Source organism: Ruegeria sp. CI1, assembly GCF_056536925.1.
This window is the reverse complement of record NZ_JBQFQP010000003.1, coordinates 133,378-157,600: the sequence shown is the minus strand read 5'-3', so window position 1 is coordinate 157,600 and position 24,223 is coordinate 133,378. Positions and strand designations below refer to the sequence as shown.

General features: G+C 58.9%; 21 protein-coding genes and 2 pseudogenes. 15 read left to right on the top strand and 8 right to left on the bottom strand.

All coding sequences use genetic code 11. From position 1 onward, the window contains the following. Positions 1-162: 162 nt before the first annotated feature. Positions 163-1,257 (bottom strand): tyrosine-type recombinase/integrase, encoded by a 1,095-nt coding sequence (locus ACR0LZ_RS04530; RefSeq protein WP_170361263.1) that lies wholly within the window; start codon positions 1,255-1,257, stop codon positions 163-165. A gap of 253 nt (positions 1,258-1,510) precedes the next feature. On the opposite strand from ACR0LZ_RS04530, the gene ACR0LZ_RS04525 reads away from it, so the two are divergent. The 3 genes from ACR0LZ_RS04525 to ACR0LZ_RS04515 are packed head-to-tail and all read left to right on the top strand — an operon-like array spanning position 1,511 to position 3,252. Beyond that, the gene (locus tag ACR0LZ_RS04525) at positions 1,511-2,047 is read left to right on the top strand and encodes a helix-turn-helix domain-containing protein (protein ID WP_480748584.1); all 537 of its coding nucleotides are present in this window, start codon (positions 1,511-1,513) and stop codon (positions 2,045-2,047) included. A 4-nt stretch (positions 2,048-2,051) separates the two neighbouring features. Further along, complete coding sequence (locus tag ACR0LZ_RS04520) at positions 2,052-2,348, top strand: hypothetical protein (RefSeq protein WP_480748583.1); 297 nt, start codon at positions 2,052-2,054, stop codon at positions 2,346-2,348. 4 nt (positions 2,349-2,352) lie between these two features. Next, on the top strand, positions 2,353-3,252 hold the full coding sequence (locus ACR0LZ_RS04515) for an HNH endonuclease (RefSeq protein ID WP_480748582.1): 900 nt from the start codon (positions 2,353-2,355) through the stop codon (positions 3,250-3,252). A 324-nt stretch (positions 3,253-3,576) separates the two neighbouring features. Here the strand turns inward: ACR0LZ_RS04515 and ACR0LZ_RS04510 are convergent, their stop codons facing one another. Then, on the bottom strand, positions 3,577-4,938 hold the full coding sequence (locus ACR0LZ_RS04510) for a sensor histidine kinase N-terminal domain-containing protein (protein ID WP_480748581.1): 1,362 nt from the start codon (positions 4,936-4,938) through the stop codon (positions 3,577-3,579). Beyond that, positions 4,938-5,606 (bottom strand): response regulator transcription factor, encoded by a 669-nt coding sequence (locus tag ACR0LZ_RS04505; protein WP_480748580.1) that lies wholly within the window; start codon positions 5,604-5,606, stop codon positions 4,938-4,940. The genes ACR0LZ_RS04510 and ACR0LZ_RS04505 overlap by 1 nt, the downstream gene beginning before the upstream one ends. A gap of 148 nt (positions 5,607-5,754) precedes the next feature. Between ACR0LZ_RS04505 and ACR0LZ_RS04500 the strand changes: the two genes are divergently transcribed. From ACR0LZ_RS04500 to ACR0LZ_RS04480, 5 genes are all read left to right on the top strand, one after another. Beyond that, the gene (locus ACR0LZ_RS04500; protein ID WP_480748579.1) at positions 5,755-6,831 is read left to right on the top strand and encodes a tricarboxylate transporter; all 1,077 of its coding nucleotides are present in this window, start codon (positions 5,755-5,757) and stop codon (positions 6,829-6,831) included. Between the two features lie 85 nt (positions 6,832-6,916). Further along, positions 6,917-8,947 carry a tripartite tricarboxylate transporter permease gene (locus tag ACR0LZ_RS04495; protein WP_480748783.1) on the top strand — a complete coding sequence of 677 codons (2,031 nt, stop codon included), beginning with the start codon at positions 6,917-6,919 and terminating at the stop codon, positions 8,945-8,947. 18 nt (positions 8,948-8,965) lie between these two features. Beyond that, a complete protein-coding gene (locus ACR0LZ_RS04490) occupies positions 8,966-10,054 on the top strand; it encodes a 4-oxalomesaconate tautomerase (RefSeq protein WP_480748578.1) in 1,089 nt (362 codons plus the stop codon). Position 10,055: 1 nt separating this feature from the next. Next, on the top strand, positions 10,056-10,871 hold the full coding sequence (locus ACR0LZ_RS04485; protein WP_480748577.1) for a universal stress protein: 816 nt from the start codon (positions 10,056-10,058) through the stop codon (positions 10,869-10,871). A 200-nt stretch (positions 10,872-11,071) separates the two neighbouring features. Beyond that, on the top strand, positions 11,072-12,046 hold the full coding sequence (locus ACR0LZ_RS04480; protein WP_480748576.1) for a D-2-hydroxyacid dehydrogenase family protein: 975 nt from the start codon (positions 11,072-11,074) through the stop codon (positions 12,044-12,046). Here ACR0LZ_RS04480 and ACR0LZ_RS04475 read toward each other — a convergent pair. After that, positions 12,021-13,073 (bottom strand): AbrB family transcriptional regulator, encoded by a 1,053-nt coding sequence (locus tag ACR0LZ_RS04475; protein WP_480748575.1) that lies wholly within the window; start codon positions 13,071-13,073, stop codon positions 12,021-12,023. The two genes, ACR0LZ_RS04480 and ACR0LZ_RS04475, sit on opposite strands and share 26 nt — an antisense overlap. A gap of 81 nt (positions 13,074-13,154) precedes the next feature. Here ACR0LZ_RS04475 and ACR0LZ_RS04470 point away from each other — a divergent pair, with 81 nt between their 5' ends. Genes ACR0LZ_RS04470 through tcuB form a run of 3 tightly spaced genes read left to right on the top strand, consistent with a single transcriptional unit; the run spans position 13,155 to position 16,269 of the window. Continuing rightward, positions 13,155-13,817 carry a GntR family transcriptional regulator gene (locus ACR0LZ_RS04470; protein WP_480748574.1) on the top strand — a complete coding sequence of 221 codons (663 nt, stop codon included), beginning with the start codon at positions 13,155-13,157 and terminating at the stop codon, positions 13,815-13,817. Between the two features lie 12 nt (positions 13,818-13,829). Further along, positions 13,830-15,218: an FAD-dependent tricarballylate dehydrogenase TcuA gene (tcuA, locus tag ACR0LZ_RS04465; RefSeq protein WP_480748573.1), complete on the top strand. Its 1,389-nt coding sequence runs from the start codon at positions 13,830-13,832 to the stop codon at positions 15,216-15,218. Next, positions 15,208-16,269, top strand: coding sequence for a tricarballylate utilization 4Fe-4S protein TcuB (tcuB, locus tag ACR0LZ_RS04460; RefSeq protein ID WP_480748782.1), 1,062 nt, complete (start codon positions 15,208-15,210; stop codon positions 16,267-16,269). The genes tcuA and tcuB overlap by 11 nt, the downstream gene beginning before the upstream one ends. 401 nt (positions 16,270-16,670) lie before the next feature. Here the strand turns inward: tcuB and ACR0LZ_RS04455 are convergent. After that, positions 16,671-16,952, bottom strand: a pseudogene (locus tag ACR0LZ_RS04455) (tyrosine-type recombinase/integrase); the annotation flags it as partial. Here ACR0LZ_RS04455 and ACR0LZ_RS04450 point away from each other — a divergent pair. Next, positions 16,952-17,428, top strand: a pseudogene (locus tag ACR0LZ_RS04450) (tyrosine-type recombinase/integrase); the annotation flags it as partial. The pseudogenes ACR0LZ_RS04455 and ACR0LZ_RS04450 overlap by 1 nt on opposite strands. 272 nt (positions 17,429-17,700) lie before the next feature. On the opposite strand, the gene ACR0LZ_RS04445 reads toward ACR0LZ_RS04450, so the two are convergent. Beyond that, positions 17,701-18,321, bottom strand: coding sequence for a sulfotransferase family protein (locus ACR0LZ_RS04445; RefSeq protein ID WP_480748572.1), 621 nt, complete (start codon positions 18,319-18,321; stop codon positions 17,701-17,703). A gap of 393 nt (positions 18,322-18,714) precedes the next feature. Between ACR0LZ_RS04445 and ACR0LZ_RS04440 the strand changes: the two genes are divergently transcribed. Then, a complete protein-coding gene (locus ACR0LZ_RS04440; RefSeq protein WP_480748571.1) occupies positions 18,715-19,926 on the top strand; it encodes a flavin-containing monooxygenase in 1,212 nt (403 codons plus the stop codon). A 476-nt stretch (positions 19,927-20,402) separates the two neighbouring features. Here the strand turns inward: ACR0LZ_RS04440 and ACR0LZ_RS04435 are convergent, their stop codons facing one another. Next, positions 20,403-20,906, bottom strand: a complete 504-nt coding sequence (locus ACR0LZ_RS04435) for an Hsp20/alpha crystallin family protein (protein WP_480748570.1) — start codon at positions 20,904-20,906, stop codon at positions 20,403-20,405. A 204-nt stretch (positions 20,907-21,110) separates the two neighbouring features. Between ACR0LZ_RS04435 and ACR0LZ_RS04430 the strand changes: the two genes are divergently transcribed. Beyond that, on the top strand, positions 21,111-21,308 hold the full coding sequence (locus ACR0LZ_RS04430) for a hypothetical protein (RefSeq protein ID WP_480748569.1): 198 nt from the start codon (positions 21,111-21,113) through the stop codon (positions 21,306-21,308). A 129-nt stretch (positions 21,309-21,437) separates the two neighbouring features. Then, on the top strand, positions 21,438-22,268 hold the full coding sequence (locus tag ACR0LZ_RS04425; RefSeq protein WP_480748568.1) for a class I SAM-dependent methyltransferase: 831 nt from the start codon (positions 21,438-21,440) through the stop codon (positions 22,266-22,268). A 142-nt stretch (positions 22,269-22,410) separates the two neighbouring features. On the opposite strand, the gene ACR0LZ_RS04420 is transcribed toward ACR0LZ_RS04425, so the two are convergent. After that, positions 22,411-24,174, bottom strand: coding sequence for an adenylate/guanylate cyclase domain-containing protein (locus ACR0LZ_RS04420; protein WP_480748567.1), 1,764 nt, complete (start codon positions 24,172-24,174; stop codon positions 22,411-22,413). Between the last annotated feature and the right edge of the window lie 49 nt (positions 24,175-24,223).

Genomic DNA, 24,223 nt, shown 5'->3' with positions numbered 1-24,223 from the left:
CCGAATTCGATGGCCAAGCCACGCTCTACTCCGCCTTTTGCGTTCATCCGGCCACTCAACCATTTGAAGGGCAGGAATTGCAAGTTCTGCTAGAAGGGAAATGGTGACCCCGGCAGGATTCGAACCTGCAACCTGCCCCTTAGGAGGGATGCGTTCATAGCGCTATTCCTTTTGTGATTTCTTACTGTTGGGTGCTTGTACAGTGTCATCCTGTACGTGGTTTGTACGAAAACGGGCCCTAATGTCGGCCTCATCGGTCTCTGCGTGGGCATAAATCCGCATGGGCAAATTGGGGTCTGACCAACGTCCAGCCTTGGCTGCTGTGACGGGATCGACGCCCTGACGGACAACAAGCTCCGTGAAAAACCCGTGCCGCCCTGCCGGGTGGGCTGAAAGGTACGAGATGCCCGCGCGTTTGCAGATCGTCTTCCAGCGCGTGTTGTAACCGGTGGAGCTCCCATAGCCGAAGATGCGCGCCTTCATGAGCTTGCCGGTCTTGCGGTTCTTGGGACGTTTGGGAGGCAGTGCGAGTAGCTCGTCCATCATCTGAGGCGAAACGGTGATCCAGCTTTCCGGATGCCCCTTCTGAGCTTTCACGCGGACTTTGTTTTCGTGCGGCCTTAGGTCATCGGGCTCCAAGGACACGGCTTGATCAATCCTTGCAGCCGTCTCAAACATAAAACGCACCAGTGCGGCATTGTATGGGTCGGCGGCACGACAAAATGCCTCGATCCATTCCTTATCAGCTGGTGTGCGCTCGACGCGGCTGAGCTTCCCTCGCCGCTTGTCCTGAGCGATCCGCTCGAACTTGTCGTAGGGTTTCACGCGGATCAGCGGCGTGCCTTCCAGCTCATGCGCGTTGTTGATCACCGCACTCGCGGGCGTCACGATCTCGCGCCACCAGGTATCCGTCGACGCTTTGGGTTTCAGCTTCGGCCCAAGGCTTTTCAGTAACGCGCCAGATATCGCACCTAACGACAGGTCGCCGATCACTTCGACAATCGGGATCAACTGCTTCGCCGCCTTCGGGGACGCGTTGTAGAGCATGATTGCATCAGAGAACGTCTTGCTCGGTTCGTCGCCCACGACATAGCGACGGATCTGACGTTCGGTCTCATGGTTTATCCAGTCCCGTGCGCCCTCTTCTGTAGATGCCTTAGTGCTTCGCCGGTATGGGCCGGCGATTGGCCTGCCGTTGTATTCGATCCACCCCTTGGCCCAGTAGACACGGCCCCTCTTGTAAATTTGGAGCGGCATGACTGGCCTCCTTCAAAAATCGTATCAATCTGCGCGGGCGTGATCAGCATGGTTCGCCCAAGGCGATAAAATGCGCCCGTCTCATTGGCGCGTTCACGCAACGTGCGTTCTGAAATATCGATCCCCATCCCGGCCATAACTTCGACCCACTGCGCGGGTGTTTTCCCGAGCCCCAGGATCTGCGAGCTGTCTGAATAGTTGGTCTCTGCCATTTCAGTCGTCCTTGTCCGCATAAGTTGAATCAGCGACACGCATGGAATCGCTTGTTCTGCACCTTCTGACGTGGTCAGATGTGATTAACTGTAAATGTTCGTCATTTTTTGCAAAGTTCGCGAATTTCGACGAAGTAGTCAATTGGAAAATTCAGATGCCGCAGAAACATGCTGATCTTTTTGCTGCAATGGGTGCTCGTCTCACCATTGCTCGCAATGAAATCGGCTTCTCACAAGCGGCCATGGCGGAAGCTATCGGTGTCTCACCGCGCGCGTATCACAGCTACGAAAAGGGCCAGCGCGGAATGCCCGTAGAAGCCTTAGTCGCGATGGGTGAGCGGTTCGAGGTAGACGTACCCTGGCTACTTCTGGGCACCAAATCCATTCGGGCAGGACATGATTTCGAAGCCCTCAAACACATCGAAAGCTCGCTGGATAAGCACCTCACCGATGAGGGCATAAAAATCAAAAGTGAAAAGCGCGGGGCCATTGTCGCCCGTTGGTATCAATCGCATGTCGAAGGCCGCGAAGTGACGGATGATGACGTGCACACATGGATCGAGCTGGTAAGGGAGTAATCTGGTGAACAAGGCAAGCAAACGCTGGAACATGTTGCGGCATTCGGTCTTGGAGCGCACTCGCCGCGAGGTGATTGAACCCTTTGGGCCGCTTTACCTGATCTTCCTGGGAACCAGCGTGTTCTACTTGATTGGCTTGGGTCGACTATCATTGGCACAACAGTCTGCCGAATACTCGGTTTTGGCCGCCATCTTGATTCTTGCCATCGCCGCAGCTGGCTTGGCACTTCCATTTTTGACAGGTGCGGTGCTGACACTTCGCGCGGCCGATCGAAAACTGGAACGCCTGCAACGCGGGTGATCCGATGGCCTTCGGTATTTTCATCCATCGCAGCGACTCGATCTACGACGATATTCCCTCGGAGCGGTATCAGTTTCCCAAACAATACCTCTCGCGTGCCCAACAGTGCGAAGGGGATTGGATCGTCTACCTCGAGCCAAGCAAGGTCAAAGAGACCAAAGGCTATTTTGCTGTCGCTAAGGTCCAGGAGATCATTCCGGATCCTAGGAAACCGGAAATGTTCTTGGCGGTGATTGAGCCGGGGACCTATCTTGATTTCGGCGACCCTGTTTCATTCCGAGACGAGAATTCAGTCATCGAAAGCGGATTGCTGAACGATCAAGGCAAGATATCTGGACGCGCGCAAGCTGCGGTAAGAACCCTTTCAGCTGAAGACTTTGCCCGAATTGTCGAACGTGGTCTTGGACGGGACGAGGACATCCTGCCTCGCGTTGGTGACTCGATGCAGCTGCCAGGTTTTCAAGACGCGCAAACACCTTTCCGACACATGCCCGCACGGGAACGCGTCAACCAACTGACCAACCGGGCGGTTCGCGATCGTAATTTCAGAAAGAACGTCCTGCGCGCCTACGGCGAGCGCTGCGCCATCACTGGATTACGTCTGATAAATGGCGGTGGCCGAGCTGAAGTGGAAGCCGCTCATATCAGACCTGTAGAGCATGACGGACCCGACATCGTCAGCAACGGGCTCGCCCTGTCCGGAACTGCACATTGGATGTTTGATCGCGGTCTCGTTGGTTTAGCTGACGACCTGACTATTCTGGTTTCCCGTCAGAGCAACGACATCGAAGCCGTGACATCGATGATCAACGCGTCCGGCAAGATCTTGGTGCCGGACCGCCTCGCCAACCGGCCAAGGACCGAGTTTGTAACCTGGCACAGAGAGAACTGTTTCAAGCATTAACATACTCAGTGCGGACCTTGGTGCAAAACGCAGCTAACGGCCGGAAAGAGCCCTTTTTTACGGATGCTGCATCCGAAACAACGAACCGCGAAGCACCGAAAGCTGACGTTGTTTCTGGCAAGATTGACCCATAGGCGCCGTTCACCTACCAGGCAATGAATAGCCGATTGCAACACTGATTGTCGCCAACAGGGCGCCGGGCGGCAGAGCAATTGGGAGCGGTCAAGGTGACTTTGTGGATCGAACGGCGAAACGTCGAGGCCTTCCAAGCGCGGCGGTACAGACTCGCCGCTGAGCAAACAAGGTGGGAACGGAAATTGTGTCTCAGGCCTGCTCGTAGCGCGGAAACTTAAGGCAGAACTTCGTTCCCTTTTCGGTCGGCACAAGATCGACCCGTCCAGCGAGCCTGGCCATCACCTGTTCCACAATGGCGAGCCCCAATCCGGTTCCCTCGCCGTGCTGCAACTGCGAGAAACGGCGAAAGGCCGTCCCCTCCTTGCTTGGCGGGATCCCGACGCCATCATCCCGAATCGAGATCATCACGCTGTCGTCTTCGGCAAAGGCCCGCACCTTGATTGCCTTCATCGCTGCGCCACCATGCTTAAGGGCGTTGTCGAGAATATTGATCAAGGCCTCGCCAATGAGAACGGGATTGCCCATGACGGGAAGCGGGGCCGTGCCCAGTACGAGGTCAAACTCCAGGTTACGAGACAGCGCCTTGGCAGCAAAGGTTCGGCAGACGTCCTCGACCACCGAGTTCAGGTCGAACGGTTCCATGGCCGTGCTGTCATCGTAGCGGAGCCGTTCCAGAGACAGCAACTGTTCGGACAGACGCGCGGATTTGCGCGCGGCATCTGCCAGTTGCCTTTCGCATTTCGCGCGCTCTGCGGGGTCCTGCACCTGCGGAAGCGTTTCGGCGAGGGCAAGAATTGCCGCTGCGGGATTGCGCAACTGGTGCGCTGCGTCCGAGATGAAGGCCTGATGCGCTTCAATACTGTCCTGCACTTGTACCAGCAGCCGGTTCAGGGTCGCCACGATGCCAGAAACCTCATTCGGCACGGGGCGGCGGATCGGACCGAGATCGTCCGGGGAACGCTGCCGGATCGCCGCCTGCAAATCGTTCAGAGGCCGCAAGCCAATCTGCACACCAAACCAGATGATCAGGGCCAGCGCCGCCATCAGGCCCGCCATAAGCGCCGCCGCACGAAAGGCCAGCGCACGGGCAAAGGCACGTCGGTCGTTGACCCGTTGCCAGACCGTCACGACCGTGTCGCCGGTCAATGTCCCAATAGTGCGGTTTTCGATCATGCGCAGGACGCGCATTTCCTCGCCGCGATAGTTGGCCAAATAGTAGGAGGGCAGGTCCCGCGCGACAGGCGTTTCGGGGCGCGGCGGATAAGCATACCCCGTCACATAGATCCCGCCGGGACCGGTGACGTGATAGAACAGCTCGCCGCCCCCCGCATCCGAGATAACCTGTCTGGTGGCAGGTGAAAGCGCATCGCCTTCGGAGATCGCGACATCGCGCGAAATCGCCAAGGCCGCGGACAGCAGGGTTCGGTCGAACAACTCTTCCGAGGTGCGCTGCGCCACTTCGAATCGCCACCAACCCAACAGGATCGCAACCAGAAACAGCGGCAGCAGGATCACAAGAAACAGACGAAGGCGCAGCGACATCGCCCTCATTAAGTGTCGACCTCCAGCATGTAGCCCAGACCCCGCGCGGTTTTGATCCTGAGGCCAAAGGGTTCAAGCCGCTTGCGCAGGCGCGAGACATGCGGCTCAATAGCACTTTCTTCGGCGTCAGAGCCGGTGCCGTAGACATGGGTGATCAGCTGCGCCTTGGACACGATCCGCCCGCGCCTTTCCATCAAGCATTCCAGCGTCGAGATTTCCTTGCGCGGGATATCGAGCGGATGATCGTCTTTCAGCACCTGCCGTGCGGTCCGTTCAAACACCAGCGGCCCCAGCTTATCCTTTGCTGTGAATTCGAGGTTCTTGCGTCGGGCCATGGCACGCAACCGCGCTTCCAATTCGTCCATTTCGAAGGGCTTCGTCAGGTAGTCGTCCGCCCCTGCATCCAGCCCCACGACGCGTTCCGCCGTCTCGGACCGTGCCGTCAGCAGGATCACCGGCGTACCATCGCCCCGCCGCCGCAGGGCGCGCAGTACGTCGATCCCGTCCATGCCGGGCAGGTTCAGGTCCAGCACCACCAAATCCGCGCCCTCCTGTGAGAGGAACGTGTCCGCCTCGCGGCCATCGTGCAGCAGGTCAACCGCGTGCCCTCTGTCCCTAAGACGGAAAGCGATTCCTTGGGCCAATGCTTCGTTGTCTTCGATCACTGCTATGCGCATGCCTATATCTTTGTCACGATGCGCAAGTTTCGCGCAAGGTTGAGATGGCATGTTGGCGCTGTTGGAGGAGGGAATCATTCCCTGGAAATGAACATACATGGACCGCCGGGCCTTTGTTCCGTTGCGGCAGGTCTACGGGAGGACACCAATGACCATCAAGACACTCGCAGCCTCGGTTGCCGCAGCAACCATTCTTGCATCCCCGGCGCTGGCTGAAATCGACCTTTCCGGCAAGACGATCGAATGGGTCATCCCGTTCTCGGAAACCGGTGGCTCGGCCAAATGGGCCAACTTCTTTGCGCCGCTGCTGTCCGAAGAGCTGCCGGGCAACCCCACCGTGGTGGTGAAATTCATGCCGGGTGCCGGATCGACCAAGGGCGCGAACTGGTTCCAGGAACAGCGATACGATGACGGGACGCTGATTTTCGGCACCTCCGGGTCCACCCAGTTCCCCTATCTGCTGGATGACCCGCGTGTGCGCTACGAATATTCCGACTGGGTGCCGGTCATGGCATCGGGCACGGGCGGTGTCGCCTATCTCAACCCGGAGGACGGCGCGAAATTCGACGGCTCGGCGAACAACCTCAAGGACATCGACTTCATCTATGGCTCGCAAGGGGCGACACGCCTTGACCTCGTTCCGCTGCTGGCCTGGAAGATGCTGGGCATGAACGTCGAGCCGGTCTTTGGCATCAAGGGGCGCGGTGACGGCCGCCTGATGTTCGAACGCGGCGAGGCCACCATCGACTACCAGACCTCGTCCAGCTACCTCGGTGCCTCTGCCGATCTGGTCGCGCAGGGCAAGGCCGTGCCGATGATGACATGGGGCGCGCTGAACGAAGCGGGCGACATCGTGCGCGACCCGACCTTCCCGGACATGCCGACATTCAAGGAAGTCTGCGAAGCCACCGAGGGCTGCGATACCTCTGGCGAAGCATGGGATGCGTGGAAAGCCTTCTTCGTCGCCGGTTTCCCGGTGCAAAAGATCGCCTTCCTGCCCGCAGGCACCCCGGATGACGTGGCAAAGACGTTCTCTGACGCGTTCGATGCCGTGCGCAAGCGCCCGGACTTCCCGAAAATCGCCGCCAAGCGCGTTGGCAAATACGATGTTTTTGTCGGCGAAGGCGCACTCAAGGCGACCAAGGCGGGCACAATCGTTTCTGCGGAAGCCAAGGCCTTCGTGACCAACTGGCTGCAAGAAGCCTACGGCGTTTCGCTGAAATAGGCGGGCGCCCCGCGGCCCCTGCCAGACCGGTGGGGGCCGCTTCTGCCACCTTTCCCACAGTTCAAAATCGAAAGCCGGTGTGATGATGGATGTTTTCGCGACCTCCCTGCCAGCGCTTGGCCAGGCATGGGCCCTGATACTGCAACCCGAAGTCCTTGGATACCTCGTGCTCGGCGTGGTTATGGGCCTTGCTGTCGGCGTCTTTCCGGGGCTGGGCGGCATTGCCGGGCTTTCGCTTCTTTTGCCTTTCATGTTCGGCATGGACCCGGTTCTGGGCCTTGCGCTGATGGTGGGCATGGTGGCCGTTGTGCCGACCTCGGACACCTTTGCCTCGGTGTTGATGGGCATTCCCGGCAGTTCCGCGTCACAGGCCACGGTGCTGGATGGCTTTCCGCTGGCCAAGAAGGGGCAGGCGGCGCGGGCGCTCTCGGCGGCCTTCACCTCGTCCTTGTTCGGCGGGCTGGTCGGCGCGGCCTTCCTGACGATCTTCATCATCGTGGCGCGGCCGCTGGTGCTGGCCTTTGGGCTGCCGGAAATGCTGATGATTTCGATCCTCGGCCTGTCCATGGTCGCCGTCCTTGCCGGACGCGTCGCGCTAAAAGGTGTTGCGGCTGCCGGTCTTGGCATGTTGATCGGCACCATCGGCGAGGCCGACGCGGGCGGCTCGCTGCGCATGGCCACCTATGACATCCCGTATCTGACGGACGGGTTGAAGCTGGTGATCGTCGGCCTCGGCATCTTTGCCGTGCCGGAAATCGTCAGCCTTCTGCGGCAAGACCGTTCCATCGCCAAGGACGCCAAGCTTGGCGCCGGCTGGGGCGAAGGCGTGCGGGACTGGGTTAACAACAAGTGGCTTTCGGTCCGCTGTTCGCTGATCGGCGTCGTCGTCGGCGTGATCCCGGGCCTTGGCGGTTCGGTCGTCGACTGGATCGCCTATGGTCATGCCGTCCAGACCACCAAGGACAAGTCGCAGTTCGGCAAGGGTGAAATCCGCGGCGTGATCGGGCCGGAAAGCTCGAACAACGCCAAGGAAGGCGGCGGTCTTGTCCCGACGCTGCTGTTCGGCATCCCCGGCTCCGGCTCCATGGCGATTTTCATCGGGGCCATAGCACTGCTGGGCTCCGGCGATATCGAGGTTGGGCCGAACATGCTTCGCGACAATCTCGACATCACATATTCCATTGTCTGGCTGCTGGCGCTGGCCAATGTGGTGGGCACCATCCTGTGCATCGCGGCTTCGGGCGGCATCGCCAAGCTGACCACCATCCGCTTTACCTATCTCGCGCCGTTCCTTTTCATGCTGATCTCTTTCGCGGCTTTCCAGTCGGGCCAGAACTTCGAGGACATTCTCGCGTTGTTCGTCATCGGTCTGATCGGCATCTTCCTGCGCCGCTTCGACTGGTCGCGCCCGGCCTTCCTGATCGGCTTCGTGCTGTCCAACCCGGTCGAGAAATTCTCGAACCAGGCGTTCCAGATCGCGTCCTTCCGCTTCCGCAAATCCTTTGAGGAAGGCATGGACTACATCTTCTCGCCCATCGTGATCGTGCTCTTGATCGTCACCGTGGTCTCGGTCGTGCTGGGTCTGCGCCAGGCGAAATCCATCATGGCCGAGGGTGACGTGCAGTCCGGCTCCAAGCGCGCGCCATTGGTCTTCTTGCTGATTGTCATGGCCTATGTGGTGGCCGCGCTGATCAACGCGAACATGATCCCCGACTACAACATGACGGACAAGATCGTGCCGCTGGTCATCGGGGGCATCACCTTGACGGCTCTGTTGATCCTGCTGGTGCAGATGCTCCTGCGCCCCGAGACGGACGCGATCTTTGCCGACAAGGAACTGGCTGGAGAGGACGCGGATGCGCCCTATGGCCTGTGGGGCACGTTGGCGTGGTTCGTGGGTCTGATCGTGGCGACGTATTTCGTCGGCTTCATCCTTGCGCTGCTGGGCTTCCTCGTAGCCTTCCTGCGGGTCCGTGCGCAGGCCGCTTGGCCCAAGACGCTGATCCTCACCGCCGCTGGCATCGCGCTGATGTGTGTCATGGCAGGTGCGCTGAACCGCGACTTCCCACCGGGGCTGTTGCAGCACGCCGTCGATCTGCCTTGGCCGCTGAAATAATCGGGCGGAGTGAATGACATGACACAGACAGGCATTCCTTTCGTCTTCATGCGGGGCGGCACTTCGCGCGGGCCATATTTCAACCTCAAGGACTTGCCCGAAGATCGCGAGACACTGGCCGAGGTGCTGCTTGCCGCCATAGGCTCGGGTCACCCGATCAACATCGACGGCATCGGTGGCGGCGTGGCGGTGACCACCAAGGTCGCCATGCTCTCAGCCTCGGGTGATGACTGGGCGGATGTGGACTATTTCTTTGCGCAGGTTTCGGTCGAGGATCGGCTGGTCGATTTCAAACCGACCTGCGGCAACATCCTGTCCGGCGTCGGCCCGGCGGCGGTCGAGATGGGTCTGGTCCAGCCCCAAGGCGACGAGACAGAGATCAAGATCCGTGCCGTCAACACCGGAGCAAGGGTGCTGGCTCGCGTCCAGACGCCGGGCGGCACCATGCGCTACGATGGCGACACGGCCATTGCCGGAGTGCCCGGAACCGCAGCGCCCATCGCGCTGAATTTCATGGGCGTGGTCGGGTCTTCCACCGGGGCCTTCCTGCCCACCGGTAACCTGCGCGACACCTTGGACGGGATCGAGGTCACCTGTATGGACGTGGCCATGCCCATGGTCATCGCCCGCGCCGCGGATTTCGGGCTGACCGGCTATGAAACCGTGCAGGAACTTGACGAGAACCGCGATTTCTTTGCCCGGATGGAGGCGCTACGTCTTCAAGCCGGAGCGGCCATGGGCTTGGGTGATGTGTCGCAATCCGTGACGCCGAAATTCGGCCTGCTCGCCCCGGCCCAAGGCGGCGGCACCATCGCGACGCGCTATTTCATGCCGTGGACGACACACCCCTCGATGGCGGTCACCGGCTCGCAATGCCTTGCTTCCTGTGCGCTGACGCCGGGCACCGTGGCGGACGGGCTGCTGGACCGGCCCACGCAAAGCCCGGCGAACGTGGTGTTGGAACACGCCTCGGGCACCATCGAAGTGTTGGTGGATTTCCAGATGAACAACCACTTCACCCTGAAATCCGCAGGGCTGCTCCGCACCGCACGCAAGCTGGCCGACGGGCAGGTCTACGTGCCCGCCTCCGTCTGGAAAGGACACTGACATGCCGGTGATGAATCTTCTGGTGGCCTTCAATGGCTCTGACGGCTCGGTCGCGGCCCTGCGATATGCCGCGTCGCTGGCAAAGCGTTTCGGGGCGCATGTCACCGCCATGCTGGCCCATAGCGGTCACGAGGTGATCGACAAACGCTCTCGCTGGATCCCGAAAGAGGCGCGCGCCCTGTTGGACGCCGCCAACACCGACATCCTGCGCGAGATCGAGACCCGGTTCGAGGATGAACGCACCAGCTTGGGGCTGGACAATGCCTTGCAACTCAAAGAGGTCACAGGCCGTGTCGATACCGTTCTGTCCGAGGCCGCGCGCCACTACGACATGCTGATCGTCGGCACCCGGTCGGATGCCGATGACGAACACGTAACGCTGCACCCCGACCGCATCGCGCTCCTGTCGGGCCGCCCGGTGATCGTCGTGCCTGCGGGCTATGACGCTGGTGCCACGCACAGCCATGCCGCGCTTGCGTGGGACGGGGGCCGCGCCGCGGCACGGGCACTGTCTGACAGTCTGCGCCTGCTCGAAGACGAGGGCCACGTGAGCGTGCTGACCGTGGGCTCGCGCAACCCGTGGCCAATCGACGATCTGATGCTGCACCTGTCCCGCCACGGGGTCGAGGCGACCCACCACGACTGGCCCACGACCCATCCGGTAGCCGATACTTTGCTGACATGGTGCAAGAAACACGACCCCTCCTTGTTGGTGCTCGGCGCCTACGAGCATTCGAAATTCCGAGAGGATTTCCTCGGCGGTATGACCACCGACATTCTGTCGCGCACCACTATTCCCGTTCTGCTGTCTCATTGAGGAGCCGAAAATGAACGATTACGAAAAACTCGCCCGCGCTCGGCGCGATCTGGAAGAGACGCGTAACGAGAAGAGACGCGTAACGATCTGTCGCGGCGCATCGTCGAAGAGCCGTCGGACAAGGCAGACCTGATCCTCCTGCATGACCGGGTTTGCCGCGCGATCAAGGCATTGTCCGGCAGTTCCTGAAAGGCCACACCATGAAGGTCCACATCCTCGACGACTGGTTCGACACGTTGCGCGGCTTACCCTGTTTCGAACTGCTTGCAGGTCACGACGTCACGGTCTGGACCGATCATGAGCCCCATCCGGCGAAACTCGCGTCACGGCTGGCCGAGGCAGACTGCGTCGTGCTGTTCCGCGAGCGGACCCGCGTCACACGTGACCTTCTTGAGCGCCTGCCGAACCTGCGGCTGATCTCTCAGCGCGGGGTCTGGCCGCATGTAGACGTGGACGCCTGCACCGAGGCTGGCGTTCTGCTGTGTTCCAACAAGGGTGGGGATGGGGCAAACTATGCCGCCGCAGAGCTGACCTTTGCGCTGATCCTTGCCGGCATGCGCCAACTTCCGCAGCAGATGGTCAGCGCCAAGGCAGGTCAGTGGCAGATGGGCGTGGGCCGGACGCTGCGCGGCCGACGGCTTGGTCTTTATGGCTATGGCCGCATCGGCCACGTCGTAGCCGACTATGCCCGCACCTTCGGGATGGATGTGGTCTGGTGGGCGTCCGACGACAGCCGTGCAAAGGCGCAGGCCGATGGTGAAACTGTCGCGAGCAGTCGAGCGGCCTTCTTTTCTGACAGCGACGTGGTGTCTTTGCATCTGCGGCTGACACCGGAAACGCGCGGGATCGTCACCGCAGAGGATCTTGCACAAATGGGTTCGAAATCCGTTTTGGTGAACACCTCGCGCGCGGGCCTGATTGCCCCCGGGGCACTGCTGGACGGGCTGAATGCGGGCCGCCCCGGCATGGCCGCGATCGACGTCTTTGACACTGAGCCGATGACAAATCCTAATGACCCGCTCCTGGCGCATCCGAGCCTGATCGCCACGCCTCATATCGGCTTTGTCACCGAGGACGAGTTTGACAAGCAGTTCGCCGACATCTTTTCCCAAGTGAACGCCTACGCGGCGGGCGCGCCGATCCACATGGTCAACCCCTCCGTCTTCGGGCAATAAGGCTGGCCACCACCGGCGCACCGACGATCACGATCACGATGCGCGTTAGATGGTGGGTGATGACATAGCCGAGGTCCGCACTGGTCACGATGGCCAGAACCGTCATTTCCGCTTGCCCGCCGGGCGCGAAGGCCAAAAACGCGGGTACCGGATCGCCCAGCCCGAAGGCCGTCACCAGTCCGGAAAACCCGGCCGCCAGCACCGCCAGCACCAGCACATAGGCCACGCCCGCCGCAACAACGCGGGTCAGCTCGCGCCATGTGACGCCCAGAAAATGCACCCCGATGCCGCAGCCGATGAAAAACTGCGCGACAAGGATCGCCTCGGCAGGGGGGCGGAAATGCACGACGCCTGCCAGCGACAGCGCAGCCGTCACGATCATCGGCCCAAGGATCGAGGCACCGAAGAGGCCCAACCGTTCCCCGCCTTTCCAGCCGATCCACGCGGCGGCGACCATGATCGCCAGCTCGTACCACGGCAGATCAGCGACGGGCGCACCGATGGGATTGCTCAGCGCGGCACCATAGAAATGAGACAGGATAAAGGGCGCGAGGGTCACGATGATCAGCACTCGTGTTGCGTGGATGAGCGACAGCGCGCGCGGATCGCCCCCCGCCTCGGTGCCGAAAATCACCATGTCCTGCAGCCCGCCGGGCATGGCCGCGTAATAGGCCGTCGGCGCGTCAAAGCCCCAGAGCCTGCGAAAGAACGGTACACCCACGGCGGCGATCACCGCGATGAAGGCCGGGATCAATGCGACTGACAGCGCCATGCGCGGCAGTTCTGCGATGACGGCGGGCGTGATTGACGCGCCCACCGCGACGCCGAGGATGGTGCGCGCCGCGACCGAAACCTGCCCAAACCCTTTGAGCGGCAGATGCGCCAAGGCTCCTGCAAGGCAAAACGCCATCGGACCGAACAGGAACGGCAGTGGCAGCGCCAGCAACCAGAACAAGATCGTGCCCACTGTGGCGAGCGCAAAAGTCAGCGCGCGCCGCGCCAGCGGGTGAGAGAGATCTTTGCGCAAACCGGCCTCCTGGGTGTCTTGACGCTCTTTGCATACGATTGTATCCAATTGGATGCAAGATTGAAGCGGAGACCCGTGATCATGGATGACGACAGCGCCCCACAGGGCAACAGCGCGTACCTGCGCTTGCTGACCGAACTGCGTGAAGGTCGACTTAATCCCGGCGACCGCCTGCGCGAAACCGAGCTGGCCGAGAGGCTTGGCGTGTCGCGCACCCCGGTGCGCGAGGCCATCCGCCAGTTGGAGGCCGACAGCATCGTCACGCATGTTCCGCGTCAGGGGGCCACGATCCGCAGGCTCGACTATGCCGAGGTCATGGAGCTTTACGAGATGCGTGCGGTGCTGGAAGGCACCGCCGCGCGACTGGCCGCCCGGGCCGCTTCCGACATCGAAATCGAGGAACTGATCGACATGAACCAGCAGATGGCCGAGTTGGGCAATGCGCCCGAGGCGTTCATCCTGAACCGGCAATTTCACGCGGCGCTTCTGGACGCGGCCAAGAACCGCTTTCTCGCGCGGTCGATCCACAGCTTGCAAAAGGCGCTGATGATCCTTGGCCCGACGACGCTGACCGAACCGGACCGCGCCAAGAAGGCTGAGGAAGAGCATTTCGGCATACTCGACGCGATCAAGGCGCGGGATGGGGCGCTGGCCGAAGCCGCCATGCGCGCCCATATCGAAGCCGCCCAGCGGGTGCGGGTGCGCGACCTGCGCGCCAGCAGTCACACCCCCCCCCGGCTATGACGGAGACCTGCTGTGACCTCGCCCGATATCGCCATCATCGGCGGCGGCAATGCGGCGCTGTGTGCGGCCATCACGGCGGCAGAAGCGGGTGCACACGTGTTGATCCTTGAGACCGCGCCGAAGCCCTATCGCGGAGGCAATTCCCGCCACACGCGCAATTTTCGCTGCATGCACCATGGCCCGCTCGGCCCGCTTGTCGACAGCTACACCGAAGATGAATACCTCGCCGACCTGATGAAGGTCACCGGCGGCAAGACGGACGAACGCCTGGCGCGGCTAGCCATCCGCACATCGGAAGACTGTCTGCCGTGGATGGAAGAGCACGGCGTTCGGTTCCAGCCGTCTCTATCGGGTACGCTGTCACTGGCGCGTACGAATGCTTTCTTCCTTGGCGGTGGCAAGAGCCTTGTGAACGCCTATTACCGCACGGCTGAAAAGCTGGGGGTACAGGTGGAATACGAGGCCGCCGTCACGCATCTGGAACTGGAAGACGACCGCGTAACCCGCATCGACTATACGCAAGGCGGCCAGAGCCATTCGACCACACCAAAATCCGTCATCGTCGCCTCTGGCGGGTTTCAGGCCGATACCGACTGGCTGGCCCGTGCCTGGGGACCTGCGGCGAAGAACTTCCTGATCCGTGGCACGCCCTACAATCGCGGCGTCGTGCTGGCCGACCTGCTGGACCAAGGCGTCGAACAGGTGGGCGACCCCACGCAGTGCCACGCCGTCGCCATCGACGGGCGCGCGCCGAAATTCGACGGCGGCATCGTCACGCGGCTGGACTGTGTGCCGTTTTCCATCGTGGTCAACAAACACGCGCAGCGCTTCTATGACGAGGGCGAGGACGTCTGGCCCAAGCGCTATGCCATCTGGGGGCGCCTTGTCGCCGCGCAGCCCGATCAGGTTGGCTATGTCATCATCGACGCGAAATCGCTGAACCTGTTCATGCCCTCGGTCTTCCCGCCGATCAAGGCGGACACGTTGGAGGAATTAGCCGATAAAATGGGCTTGCCCGCCGACGCGCTGGTTCAGACGGTGGACGACTTCAACGCAGCCTGCGGCGACACCTCAGGCTTTCACCCGACCGAGCTGGACGGTGTTGCGACCACCGGCCTGACCCCGCCGAAAACCAACTGGGCCCGCCCGATCACCGAAGCGCCGTTCTACGGCTATTCGCTGCGCACCGGCGTTACCTTTACCTATCTGGGCCTGAAGGTTGACGAGCGCGCGCAGTGCTCTGTCGGCAACCGCCCTGTCACGAACCTCTGGGCGGCGGGTGAAACCATGGCCGGGTCGATCCTCGGCCAAGGCTATCTTGCCGGGTTCGGCATGACCATCGGAACCGTCTTTGGACGCATCGCAGGCAAGGAGGCCGCCGCCCATGCAAATGCAATCTGATCTGCTGCAAGAGGCACGTCGTCAGGCCGAGATCTGCAACGCCTGCCGCTATTGTGAGGGCTATTGTTCCGTCTTTCCCGCCCTGCACGCCGAACGCGCGTTCGGCGACGGAACCCTGACACAACTGGCGAACCTCTGTCACAATTGCCGGGGCTGCTACTATGCCTGCCAATACACGGCCCCGCATGAATTCGACCTGAACCTGCCGCAGGCGCTGGCAAATGTCCGGCAGGACAGTTGGGAGGAAATGGCTTTCCCCCGCGCCGCCGGGAAGGCCTTTCAGAAGAATGGTGTGCTGATTGCCGTTGCCACCGTCATCGGCTTTGCCCTGCTGTTCTGGGCGGTCCGCGCCTTGCCATCCGCCGCAGGCGAGGGGTTTTATGCGGTCCTGTCGCACAACGCGATGGTGGCCATCTTCCTGCCCGCCTTCCTGTTCCCCCTGTTCAGCATCGCGATCAGCCTGCGCCGGTATTGGCGGCACATCGGTGCCGGTCCGTTCCGCCCCGAACATCTGGTCACCGCAATCCGTCAAGCCGCCAACATGAAGAACCTCAAGGGCGGGCATGGCGACGGCTGCAACTTCGAGGACGAGGATCGGTTCACCCACGCGCGGCGCGCGGTACATCAGGCGGTCATGTACGGCTTCCTTCTGTGCTTTGCCTCCACCAGCGTCGCGACCGTGATGCACTACGTCTTCGACATGCACGCGCCCTATGGGCTGCTTTCCCTGCCAAAACTGCTGGGGATTTCAGGCGGGCTGTTGTTGGTTATTGGTTGCGTCGAGATTATCCGGCTGAAGCTGCGGTCCGACCGGAGCTTGGGCGCCTCTGCCGCCTTTGGCGGCGAAGTCGCCTTTGTCGGGCTGCTGGGCTTCACGGGCTTCAGCGGGCTGGCGCTGTATGCCCTTGGTCAATCGACTGTCATGCCGACCCTCCTGGCGATCCACCTCGGCGCCGTTCTTGCCTTTTTCTTACTCACGCCCTTCACCAAGATGGCGCATGGGTTCTACAGGCTAACGGCCTTGGTTGCCGAGGCTGGTCGGCAAAAATAATCCGGTTCCTAACCAGAAGTTTTCCTTAGCAATGCTGCCAGCGTTGTGCCCATTGCGACCGTGAGTTCCAACTGCTGCGGATGACCGGTTCCTGCCTCACGTGATTTTCGTTACTGACGCAATGTACAGAAAGCTGCCGTTAGCGCAGGAGCAGCGTAAGTCCACTTCGTCCGCGACCTGTGAATTGCCGCCTTCAAAAATTCTGCGCGGTTCACGAACGACCGAAATTGCCGCCGCACCGCGTCATGGAATCTCGTGTTTGTGCAGAATATTTGCCGCTGCGTGCGCACGCAGCACAAAACTCGAATTCACAGGTTGGGCTCTCAACCGTCGTTGACGGGGCCTTGGCTGTCCGTCCGGTCTCGGAAAGCGAACGGCACCTTATGCCGTTCGCCGTTCATTTACATGTCGATCTTCTCGGCGATTGCCAACGCATCTTCGAGCTCGACCCCAAGGTATCGCACTGTACTGTCGACCTTGGTGTGTCCGAGCAGGAGCTGGACCGCACGAAGGTTGCCGGTCTTTCGATAGATTTGAGCGGCCTTAGTGCGCCTCAGCGAATGCGTGCCGTATCCGCTCTGGTCCAGGCCGATCGCCGATACCCATTCCCGGACAAGGCGCGCGTACTGCCGGGTCGATACATGCAGTCGATCATGGATCCTGCTAGGAAACAGAAACGCACAACCTCGCCATCGACAGCAAGCTTCGTGGATGTGACCTCGTCAGACTGCGGGTCTCCGATCTTGTCGTCGGTGATCGCGTTCGCGAGCGCGTCACGATCGTGCAAAGCAAGACCAATCGGCCCGTTCAATTCGAAGTGTCTGAGAACACGCGCGAAACGATTGCCGTCTGGCTCGATCGCCCCGAAATGCGTGGCTCCCGATACCTGTTCCCCAGCCGCTTCCACGCATCTCCGCACATCTCGACCCGGCAATATGCCAGGCTCGTACGGGCGTGGGTGTCATCCATCGGCCTTGAACCCAGCGGGTACGGCACGCATTCGCTTCGCAGGACTAAGGCTTCGGAGATCTACCGCAAGACCGGCAATCTCCGCGCTGTCCAACTGCTGCTTGGTCACACAAAGGTCGACAGCACAGTGCGATACCTCGGCGTGGAACTTGAAGACGCGCTGAGCATCGCCGAGCGAGTCGATATCTGAACGCAAGCGGCGAACGGCACACGCCGTTCGCCGCCCAAGACCGGCTGTTCGCCGATACGTCGATCAAGGGTTAGATTGAGCCCGAAGGAGACCCATCGGGATTTTGTTGCGCGCGCTTGCAGCGCGACGCCCCGCTGCACTGCCGAATTTCTCACGCTGCACGGCAGAAGGAATTGCCGACATTCAGGCAGCGCGCAGCGAGTGTTCGATGGTCAATGCCCAGGTCGCGGACCAAGCTGCCGCAGACGCGACCGGACAGACTGCTTTGCGGACTATCTCTGCAGTTCAATATTGTGCTTCTGAAAGTCTGTCGTGGAGTTTGTATGCGGATAGCTTTGATCCGGCACAGATACTCCGAGGAACTCACAGAGCGGCTCCCATCCTGAGCCCAGTTCATATACGAGAAGACGGTCCGCCGGGATCACTGACTTCACCTCGGCAACATGCGCCTCGAAGTCTTTTATTGCCCGTTCCTCGGTGTCGAAGCGGTCGGCGAGAAAGACATCCACGAACTCCTGGATTTGGCGCATATGTGGCGCCTCCGGCGGCATTTCGGTTTCGCGAAAAACTTTGATCGTTTTCGAGTAGGACGCATACCAGCCCTCCGGATCACGCACCGACAGGATTACCTTCGCGTTCGGGTAGTATTCAGCCGACTCGCGCCAAAGATGGGCGCCAGGCCAGTCGACCTGCGACCGATAGCCGTCGAACAACAGGTCGAGATCCAACGGCGACCCACCACAAAAATAATCATGCCATGGACCCGCTTTCTCCGGATTGTCCCGGATCTCATGCATGTGGTGGCAAGGTCCGAAGCCGAGAACCGCCAATGCTTCACGGAGGGAGTCCGTGCCAGTACGCCCGAAGCCGGCGCCAATAATTTCGAGGGCCATCAGATGAAATCCTTGCTGCGATGTGGAAGCTTTACCCGAACTACAGTGCGGCCCGAAGCAGTCTCTGGCAATACCCTACATGATGTAAGTCGCCCGGTGCCCACCGGTACTGGATATTCACGGCGTCAAGGAAAGGACCGCTCTGGGCTCCGCGCAGTCATCCGACTTTTTTGCTCAGATGCCTATTATTCGGGGTAAAGCTGGAGTTGGCGGTAGCGAAACGGCGATTTCAGGTCCGAATGTCAGCTTCATTCCTGGAGCAGCCATTCGCAAAAATTCGAGCAGCGTCTATTGTGCGGGACTAAGCAGACACTTGAGAAACCTTTTCCGGCAAGCGTGACAGAAAACGCCAAGCAATGTTAACTTATTGAGTAAATGGGGAGGGCATGCACGATGAGTTTCGTAGACACGATTGTTGTGGGGGCCGGTCAGGCGGGACTGGCGGCTAGCTTTGAACTCGGCAGAGTCGGCGTCGATCATATCGTGTTGGAAAAGGACCGGATCGGCGCCGGTTGGGCAAATCGCTGGGAGAACTTCTGTCTGGTTACGCCCAATTGGTCTGTTCAGCTTCCCGGCTTCCCCTACGATGGTGACGACCCAGACGGGTTCATGCCGCGCGACGAAATCGTTTCTTATCTGGAGCGTTATGCAGCTTCGTTCAACTGTCCTGCAAGGACCGGTGCCAATGTTACCGCTGTGCGGTCGGACGAAAATGGAGGTTTTGAACTCGACATTGACGGGAAGAGCGAATTTCGCGCCAGGAACCTTGTCGTTTCAACTGGTGCGTATCAACGTCCGTTCTATCCGCCGGGCAGCGAAACGCTCCCTGACCATCTGAATGTAATAGACAGCACGGGCTTCACCAGGGTTTCCGCATTGCCGGACGGGGACGTTTTGATCATCGGAAGCGGGCAGACTGGCTGTCAATTGGCGGAAGAGATTTTCGATGCCGGGCGAAATGTGGTCCTGGCCTGCGGGCGTGCGCCGTGGGGAGTTCGTCGAATCGGCGGTAAGGACATCATGTGGTGGCTCATTGAATCGGGATTTCTGGATGTCGACGCGACCACACTTCCGCCAGAAGCGAGGTTGTTTGCCAATATTCAAGCGTCAGGGCACGGTGGTGGCCACGATCTGCATTTCCGGACTCTTGCGGATAAGGGCATAAGGCTGGCCGGCCGTTTCCGGGGCGCTGAGAATGGCTTTGCGCGTTTCTCTCCAGATCTAGCCGAAAGCGTGAATTGGGGCGATGCGCGATACATGCAGTTGCGCGACCATTTCCAAAAATTTGCGGATGAAAACGATCTGGAATTTCCTGATCTGCCTGATCCTGAACCTTTCGAAGAGATGGGCGAGGCGTCTATCGATCTAAAACCTTTCGGAAGCGTCATTTTCACAGGTGGCTTCCGCCCGGACTACAGTTCCTGGCTGCCTTGGTCCGATGCGTTTGACGAGGCAGGTTTTCCTGTCCAGAGGGAAGGGGCGAGCACCGCCGTACCCGGCCTATTTTTTGTCGGGCTGCATTTCATGCGCACACGAAGATCTGCTTTGCTGTGCGGCGTTGGCGACGATGCCGAAATTGTTGCCGCACAGATTGCCAGTCGCTGAGTCCAGTACCTGATATTAGAACAGCAACGAATGTCTTGAATGGGCTCGGTGCAGACCTTCTCTGAATTTTGGCGAGTGTCTGCTGTGTCGCGTTTAGCAGCCGTTCGAAGCCGTCGATTTGAAATTTCCAGCCCGAACGGCGGCTTTCACCAGCAGCGGCCATTCGTGAAAAATCGTCGAAGGTCCGAGTCGCGGGACGAAGCGGACCTTGGTCCCAAATCAAAAAATTGGCCCGCCCCTAGAAAGAGACGGGCCAGAAGCGTCATAAATACTAGGCCCACTCACAAGGCCACCCTGACTATGTAAAACATATATGACGGATTTATGACGATTGACTTCTGGTCTGCGAACAACTTTGCCCGATTTTTGGCGACATCACGCTAACCAAAAAGTACTGTCAACTTCTTTGGCGAGAAATAGCCCTGCCTGTCCTCCTCGACAGGCAGCGCGCTCTTCATAAAATTCTCAAGATGCCGCTACTTGGAAGAGACTTTGATCTTCCGGCTTGGTTCCTTTGGTTCCGTTTTTGGCATGTTGACGTGCAAGACACCCTTATCAAACTCAGCCGTGATGTTCTCAACATCAACGTCTTCGGGAAGCATCATCGTGCGTGAAAAGCTGCCATAGCTTCGCTCGCTCACATGCACGTCGCCTGTGTCATCGCGGGTAATGTTCTTCTGGCCCCGCAGCACTAAACGACGGTCTTTGATCTCTAACTCGACATCATCTTCGCCAAGGCCAGGCAACTCAGCAGTCAGTTCGATGGCATTTTCAGTTTCTTGGATGTCTATTGCTGGCGAAATTGCACCAGTCATATCAAGTGACGGGAAACCCGTCCTCTGAGCCGCAGTTTCGAATGGCATGAATTGAGACGCCCCGCCAAAGAAACGTGACATCATGTTTTCCATTTCACGTTGAAAATTGTCCGCGAATGGATTTGCTCCAGGGAACAGTTGCAGGGACTTTTTGTCTTTGGCCATAAAAGCTCCTCCTCTAATTCGGTCACGACGAAGGTATTTTGATGAACAGAACGCTTGGCGGCATTGATCTCGCTCAAAGAGCGATTGGACATTAACCGACAGGTTTTCTTTGGGCCTTCGGCTCAATTGAGGTGTCTGAGGCTTCTAAGCGCGCGCTTGACTGCGACGGTGGTAGACTTGGCGCAGGGGATGAAAGGAAAGCCGATGAAGATACTCTATGATGACGAAATGCACATGACAGAGCACGGCAACGCAGTGAAGCGCAACACTCTTGATGCCCTGACGTTGGCGCGTGAATGCCTTGACGCAAACATAACTGACACTGGTGAGGATTGGACGGTTGCCGATCAAATAGCGCTAGCCAATCTCATTCATACGATCGGCAACGACTTGTCAGAGTAATCACTAGAATACTTACTCTCGCTCACTTTGCTCAGAGCAATGGCGGCTTCGACAGTCCGATTTGCGGACCTAGCTGACATTTCGGATCACCATGTGTACCCTGCCGACATCTGTTAGGGAGGCTTCAAAATGACCAATCCCAAAAACGTCGCGCACCACTACCATTCTGGGCACTTGCTGAAGAAGATTTCTGATGGTTGTGCGGCACTGGACTTAACTCCGCCAATTTCTCACGACGCTTTGGCTCCCGTAGACGAGTTTCACATTGGCGGGCGCCTAGCGACCGAACCTTTTGTGAAGGCGCTAAACCTATCATCCGCGAGCCGAGTTGTAGACTTTGGATGCGGTCTTGGCGGCCCGGCTCGCTACGTCGCAGCTGCCACCGGAGCCCACGTAACAGGTATCGATCTGACTGCTGAGTTCGTGGAAACTGGGCGCGCCCTGACAGAGTGGACGGGTTTGTCAGATCGGGTTCAGCTCTTCGAAGGCAGCGTGCTCGATTTACCGCTGGATGCCGGGTCTATGGATGCCGCTTACATGATCCACGTTGGTATGAACATCGCGGACAAAGTCGGTATAGCGCGAGAGGCGAAGCGAGTACTCAAACCAGGTGGCGTCTTTGCCATTTATGATGTCATGCAAGTCGGAGAGGGTCACATGGACTATCCGGCGCCATGGGCTTCTTCCTCGGATCAGAGCGCGCTCGCACCACCTGAGACATATGAGGCAGCTTTGAAATCTGTTGGTTTCGAGGTGACCGACCGGATCGACCGCACAGCATTTGCCAAACAGTTCTTTGCAGACCTCGCCGCAGCACAAAGCCGTGCGGACGGCCCTCCACCTCTGGGTCTGCATCTTATCATGGGCGATGACACGGCGCTGAAGGTGCAACACATGGTTCGAAATATCGAAGGCGGGCTAATAGCCCCGATTGAAATCCACGCGCGTCTGCCAGCTTAGTTTTCTGCTTGTCAAAACAAAAACTGCGCTCAGCCAAAGACGTTCGCCTACAAGGCTAGAATTTATCAGTTTTGTGGACGAGGTCGTCATCAATCAGGAGCAAAACGGGACATCAGAACATGAACTCAAATCCAAAACAGTCCTAGCTGGCCAGCTTCACCGAAACTGATTGAAGAGCTTCCTGCAGTCGGGCTTTAAGTAGGTTAGCGAAGTCGCGATCCTTGTAATACTCCGTCTCGATAAAAAGTTCCGGATCGAACTGGGGGTCAAGCATAAGTAGATCCTGTGATGCGCCATCCAATTTTCCAGAATCATCCAATTGCGTAGCAGCAGCGGCGCGGTAAGCCGCTGCTCTTCTAGTCAACCGGGAAAACTCGCTTACGATCCGATAGCACGTTTCAAAATCGTCGAGGACATAGTGTGAAACCACTTCTAGTTCACGGCAATACTCTGGAAGAAACGGATCCAACATTTTGGCGCGCTTTTGATACTCCAAAGCCGTCGCGCCGTCGCCGAGGAAATTGTAGAGCTCGCCTGTTCGCGCAACGAGGTATGCGTGGCTTGGATTCAGTTCGAGTGCGCGATCAAAATGAAACTTCGCGCTTACGAAGTCAGATTGATAAAAGGCCATAGAGCCAACTATTCGATGGCATTCTGCGTCCGTATCGTCCAATTCGAGACCACGTTTTCCCAAATCCAACACTTCGTCGAATACGTCCTCACCTGTCCATTCCGCAACGGTCGCAAGCGCGCAACTTTTCCACGCATAGGCTCGCCCAAATTTAGGATCTCTCTCTATCGCCCGGTCAAACCAAAGCATGGCCTTTTCGGCATTTTCCAATGTAACGCCACCTACGCGATGATAGGATAGACCACGTATAAGGCATTCATACGCTTCCAAATCGCTTGGTCGCTTTCTTCGGGCACTTGCTTCAAGCCGCCGCTCAATTTGTCCAGCGACACAGGAAGCAATTTTTGCAATCAAATCGTCCTGCACGTCGAAAAGGTCTTCCAAATCAAAATCGGCGCGCTCCGCCCATACCTTTTCGTTCGATCCTGTATCGGTAAGGTGCGCATTGATCCTGACGCGATTTCCGAGTTTGCGAACCCCGCCTTCAAGACAGAACTGAGCCGCCAAGCTCTCACCGAGTTCAGTTGCGCTTGCATTGGATCCTCTGAGCCCAAAGCTCGCATTTCTTGAGATCGTCGTAATGTCCCTAAAACGAGAAAGCTCGGTGATTATGTCTTCGGTGAACCCCTCAGCAAAATACTCCTGATCCTGATCATTGCTGAGGTTTCTGAATGGAACGACAACGATCGAGTTTTTTAGGCGCTCTGCACTGGCAGGAGTCGGTAAAGTGTCGTTTTCAATTATGGCAGTTCCGCAACTTTGATTCCCAAGCTCACCCACAACGGAATATACCATCACCGGTCGCTCAATATTCTTTAGGTGCCGCTCTCCAAGGTTCTCAAACTTGAGTTGTGCGGAACGCTTTGCATACTCAAAGACACTGCCGCTTATCAGAATATTGCCAGGTTCGGCTTCCGCTTCAATCCTGCTCGCGATGTTGACGCCATCTCCAAGTAAATCATCTCCGTCAACCATGACGTCAGCAACGTGTAAACCTATTCTGAGTTCCAGTCCGATTTCGATTTTGGAAATGGGCTTCGCCAGTTGCAACTGCACCTCGAACGCACATCTAACAGCAGCAACGGGGCTGGAGAACTCAAGGAAAAAACCATCACCGGCCCGGTTGAATATGCGCCCTTTATGGCGCTCCGCCGAAGTCTCAAGCACCCTCATCAGCCTGCCTACCCGGAGGATCGTGTCGGCCTCATTCCGCTGCATGTGCGACGAGTAACCCACAACGTCGGCGGCCATAATTGTCGAAAGGCGTCGTTCCATTGTTTCCAACCTCCTAACGTGCTCAACAACACGTCTAACCAACACTCTT

Coding starts and splice junctions, on each gene's coding strand:
- ACR0LZ_RS04530 (WP_170361263.1), bottom strand. CDS start 1,257: ATGCCGCTCCAAATTTACAAGAGGGGCCGTGTCTACTGGGCCAAGGGG.
- ACR0LZ_RS04525 (WP_480748584.1), top strand. CDS start 1,511: ATGGAATCGCTTGTTCTGCACCTTCTGACGTGGTCAGATGTGATTAAC.
- ACR0LZ_RS04515 (WP_480748582.1), top strand. CDS start 2,353: ATGGCCTTCGGTATTTTCATCCATCGCAGCGACTCGATCTACGACGAT.
- ACR0LZ_RS04510 (WP_480748581.1), bottom strand. CDS start 4,938: ATGAGGGCGATGTCGCTGCGCCTTCGTCTGTTTCTTGTGATCCTGCTG.
- ACR0LZ_RS04505 (WP_480748580.1), bottom strand. CDS start 5,606: ATGCGCATAGCAGTGATCGAAGACAACGAAGCATTGGCCCAAGGAATC.
- ACR0LZ_RS04500 (WP_480748579.1), top strand. CDS start 5,755: ATGACCATCAAGACACTCGCAGCCTCGGTTGCCGCAGCAACCATTCTT.
- ACR0LZ_RS04495 (WP_480748783.1), top strand. CDS start 6,917: ATGGATGTTTTCGCGACCTCCCTGCCAGCGCTTGGCCAGGCATGGGCC.
- ACR0LZ_RS04490 (WP_480748578.1), top strand. CDS start 8,966: ATGACACAGACAGGCATTCCTTTCGTCTTCATGCGGGGCGGCACTTCG.
- ACR0LZ_RS04485 (WP_480748577.1), top strand. CDS start 10,056: ATGCCGGTGATGAATCTTCTGGTGGCCTTCAATGGCTCTGACGGCTCG.
- ACR0LZ_RS04480 (WP_480748576.1), top strand. CDS start 11,072: ATGAAGGTCCACATCCTCGACGACTGGTTCGACACGTTGCGCGGCTTA.
- ACR0LZ_RS04470 (WP_480748574.1), top strand. CDS start 13,155: ATGGATGACGACAGCGCCCCACAGGGCAACAGCGCGTACCTGCGCTTG.
- tcuB (WP_480748782.1), top strand. CDS start 15,208: ATGCAATCTGATCTGCTGCAAGAGGCACGTCGTCAGGCCGAGATCTGC.
- ACR0LZ_RS04445 (WP_480748572.1), bottom strand. CDS start 18,321: ATGGCCCTCGAAATTATTGGCGCCGGCTTCGGGCGTACTGGCACGGAC.
- ACR0LZ_RS04440 (WP_480748571.1), top strand. CDS start 18,715: ATGAGTTTCGTAGACACGATTGTTGTGGGGGCCGGTCAGGCGGGACTG.
- ACR0LZ_RS04435 (WP_480748570.1), bottom strand. CDS start 20,906: ATGGCCAAAGACAAAAAGTCCCTGCAACTGTTCCCTGGAGCAAATCCA.
- ACR0LZ_RS04430 (WP_480748569.1), top strand. CDS start 21,111: ATGAAGATACTCTATGATGACGAAATGCACATGACAGAGCACGGCAAC.
- ACR0LZ_RS04425 (WP_480748568.1), top strand. CDS start 21,438: ATGACCAATCCCAAAAACGTCGCGCACCACTACCATTCTGGGCACTTG.
- ACR0LZ_RS04420 (WP_480748567.1), bottom strand. CDS start 24,174: ATGGAACGACGCCTTTCGACAATTATGGCCGCCGACGTTGTGGGTTAC.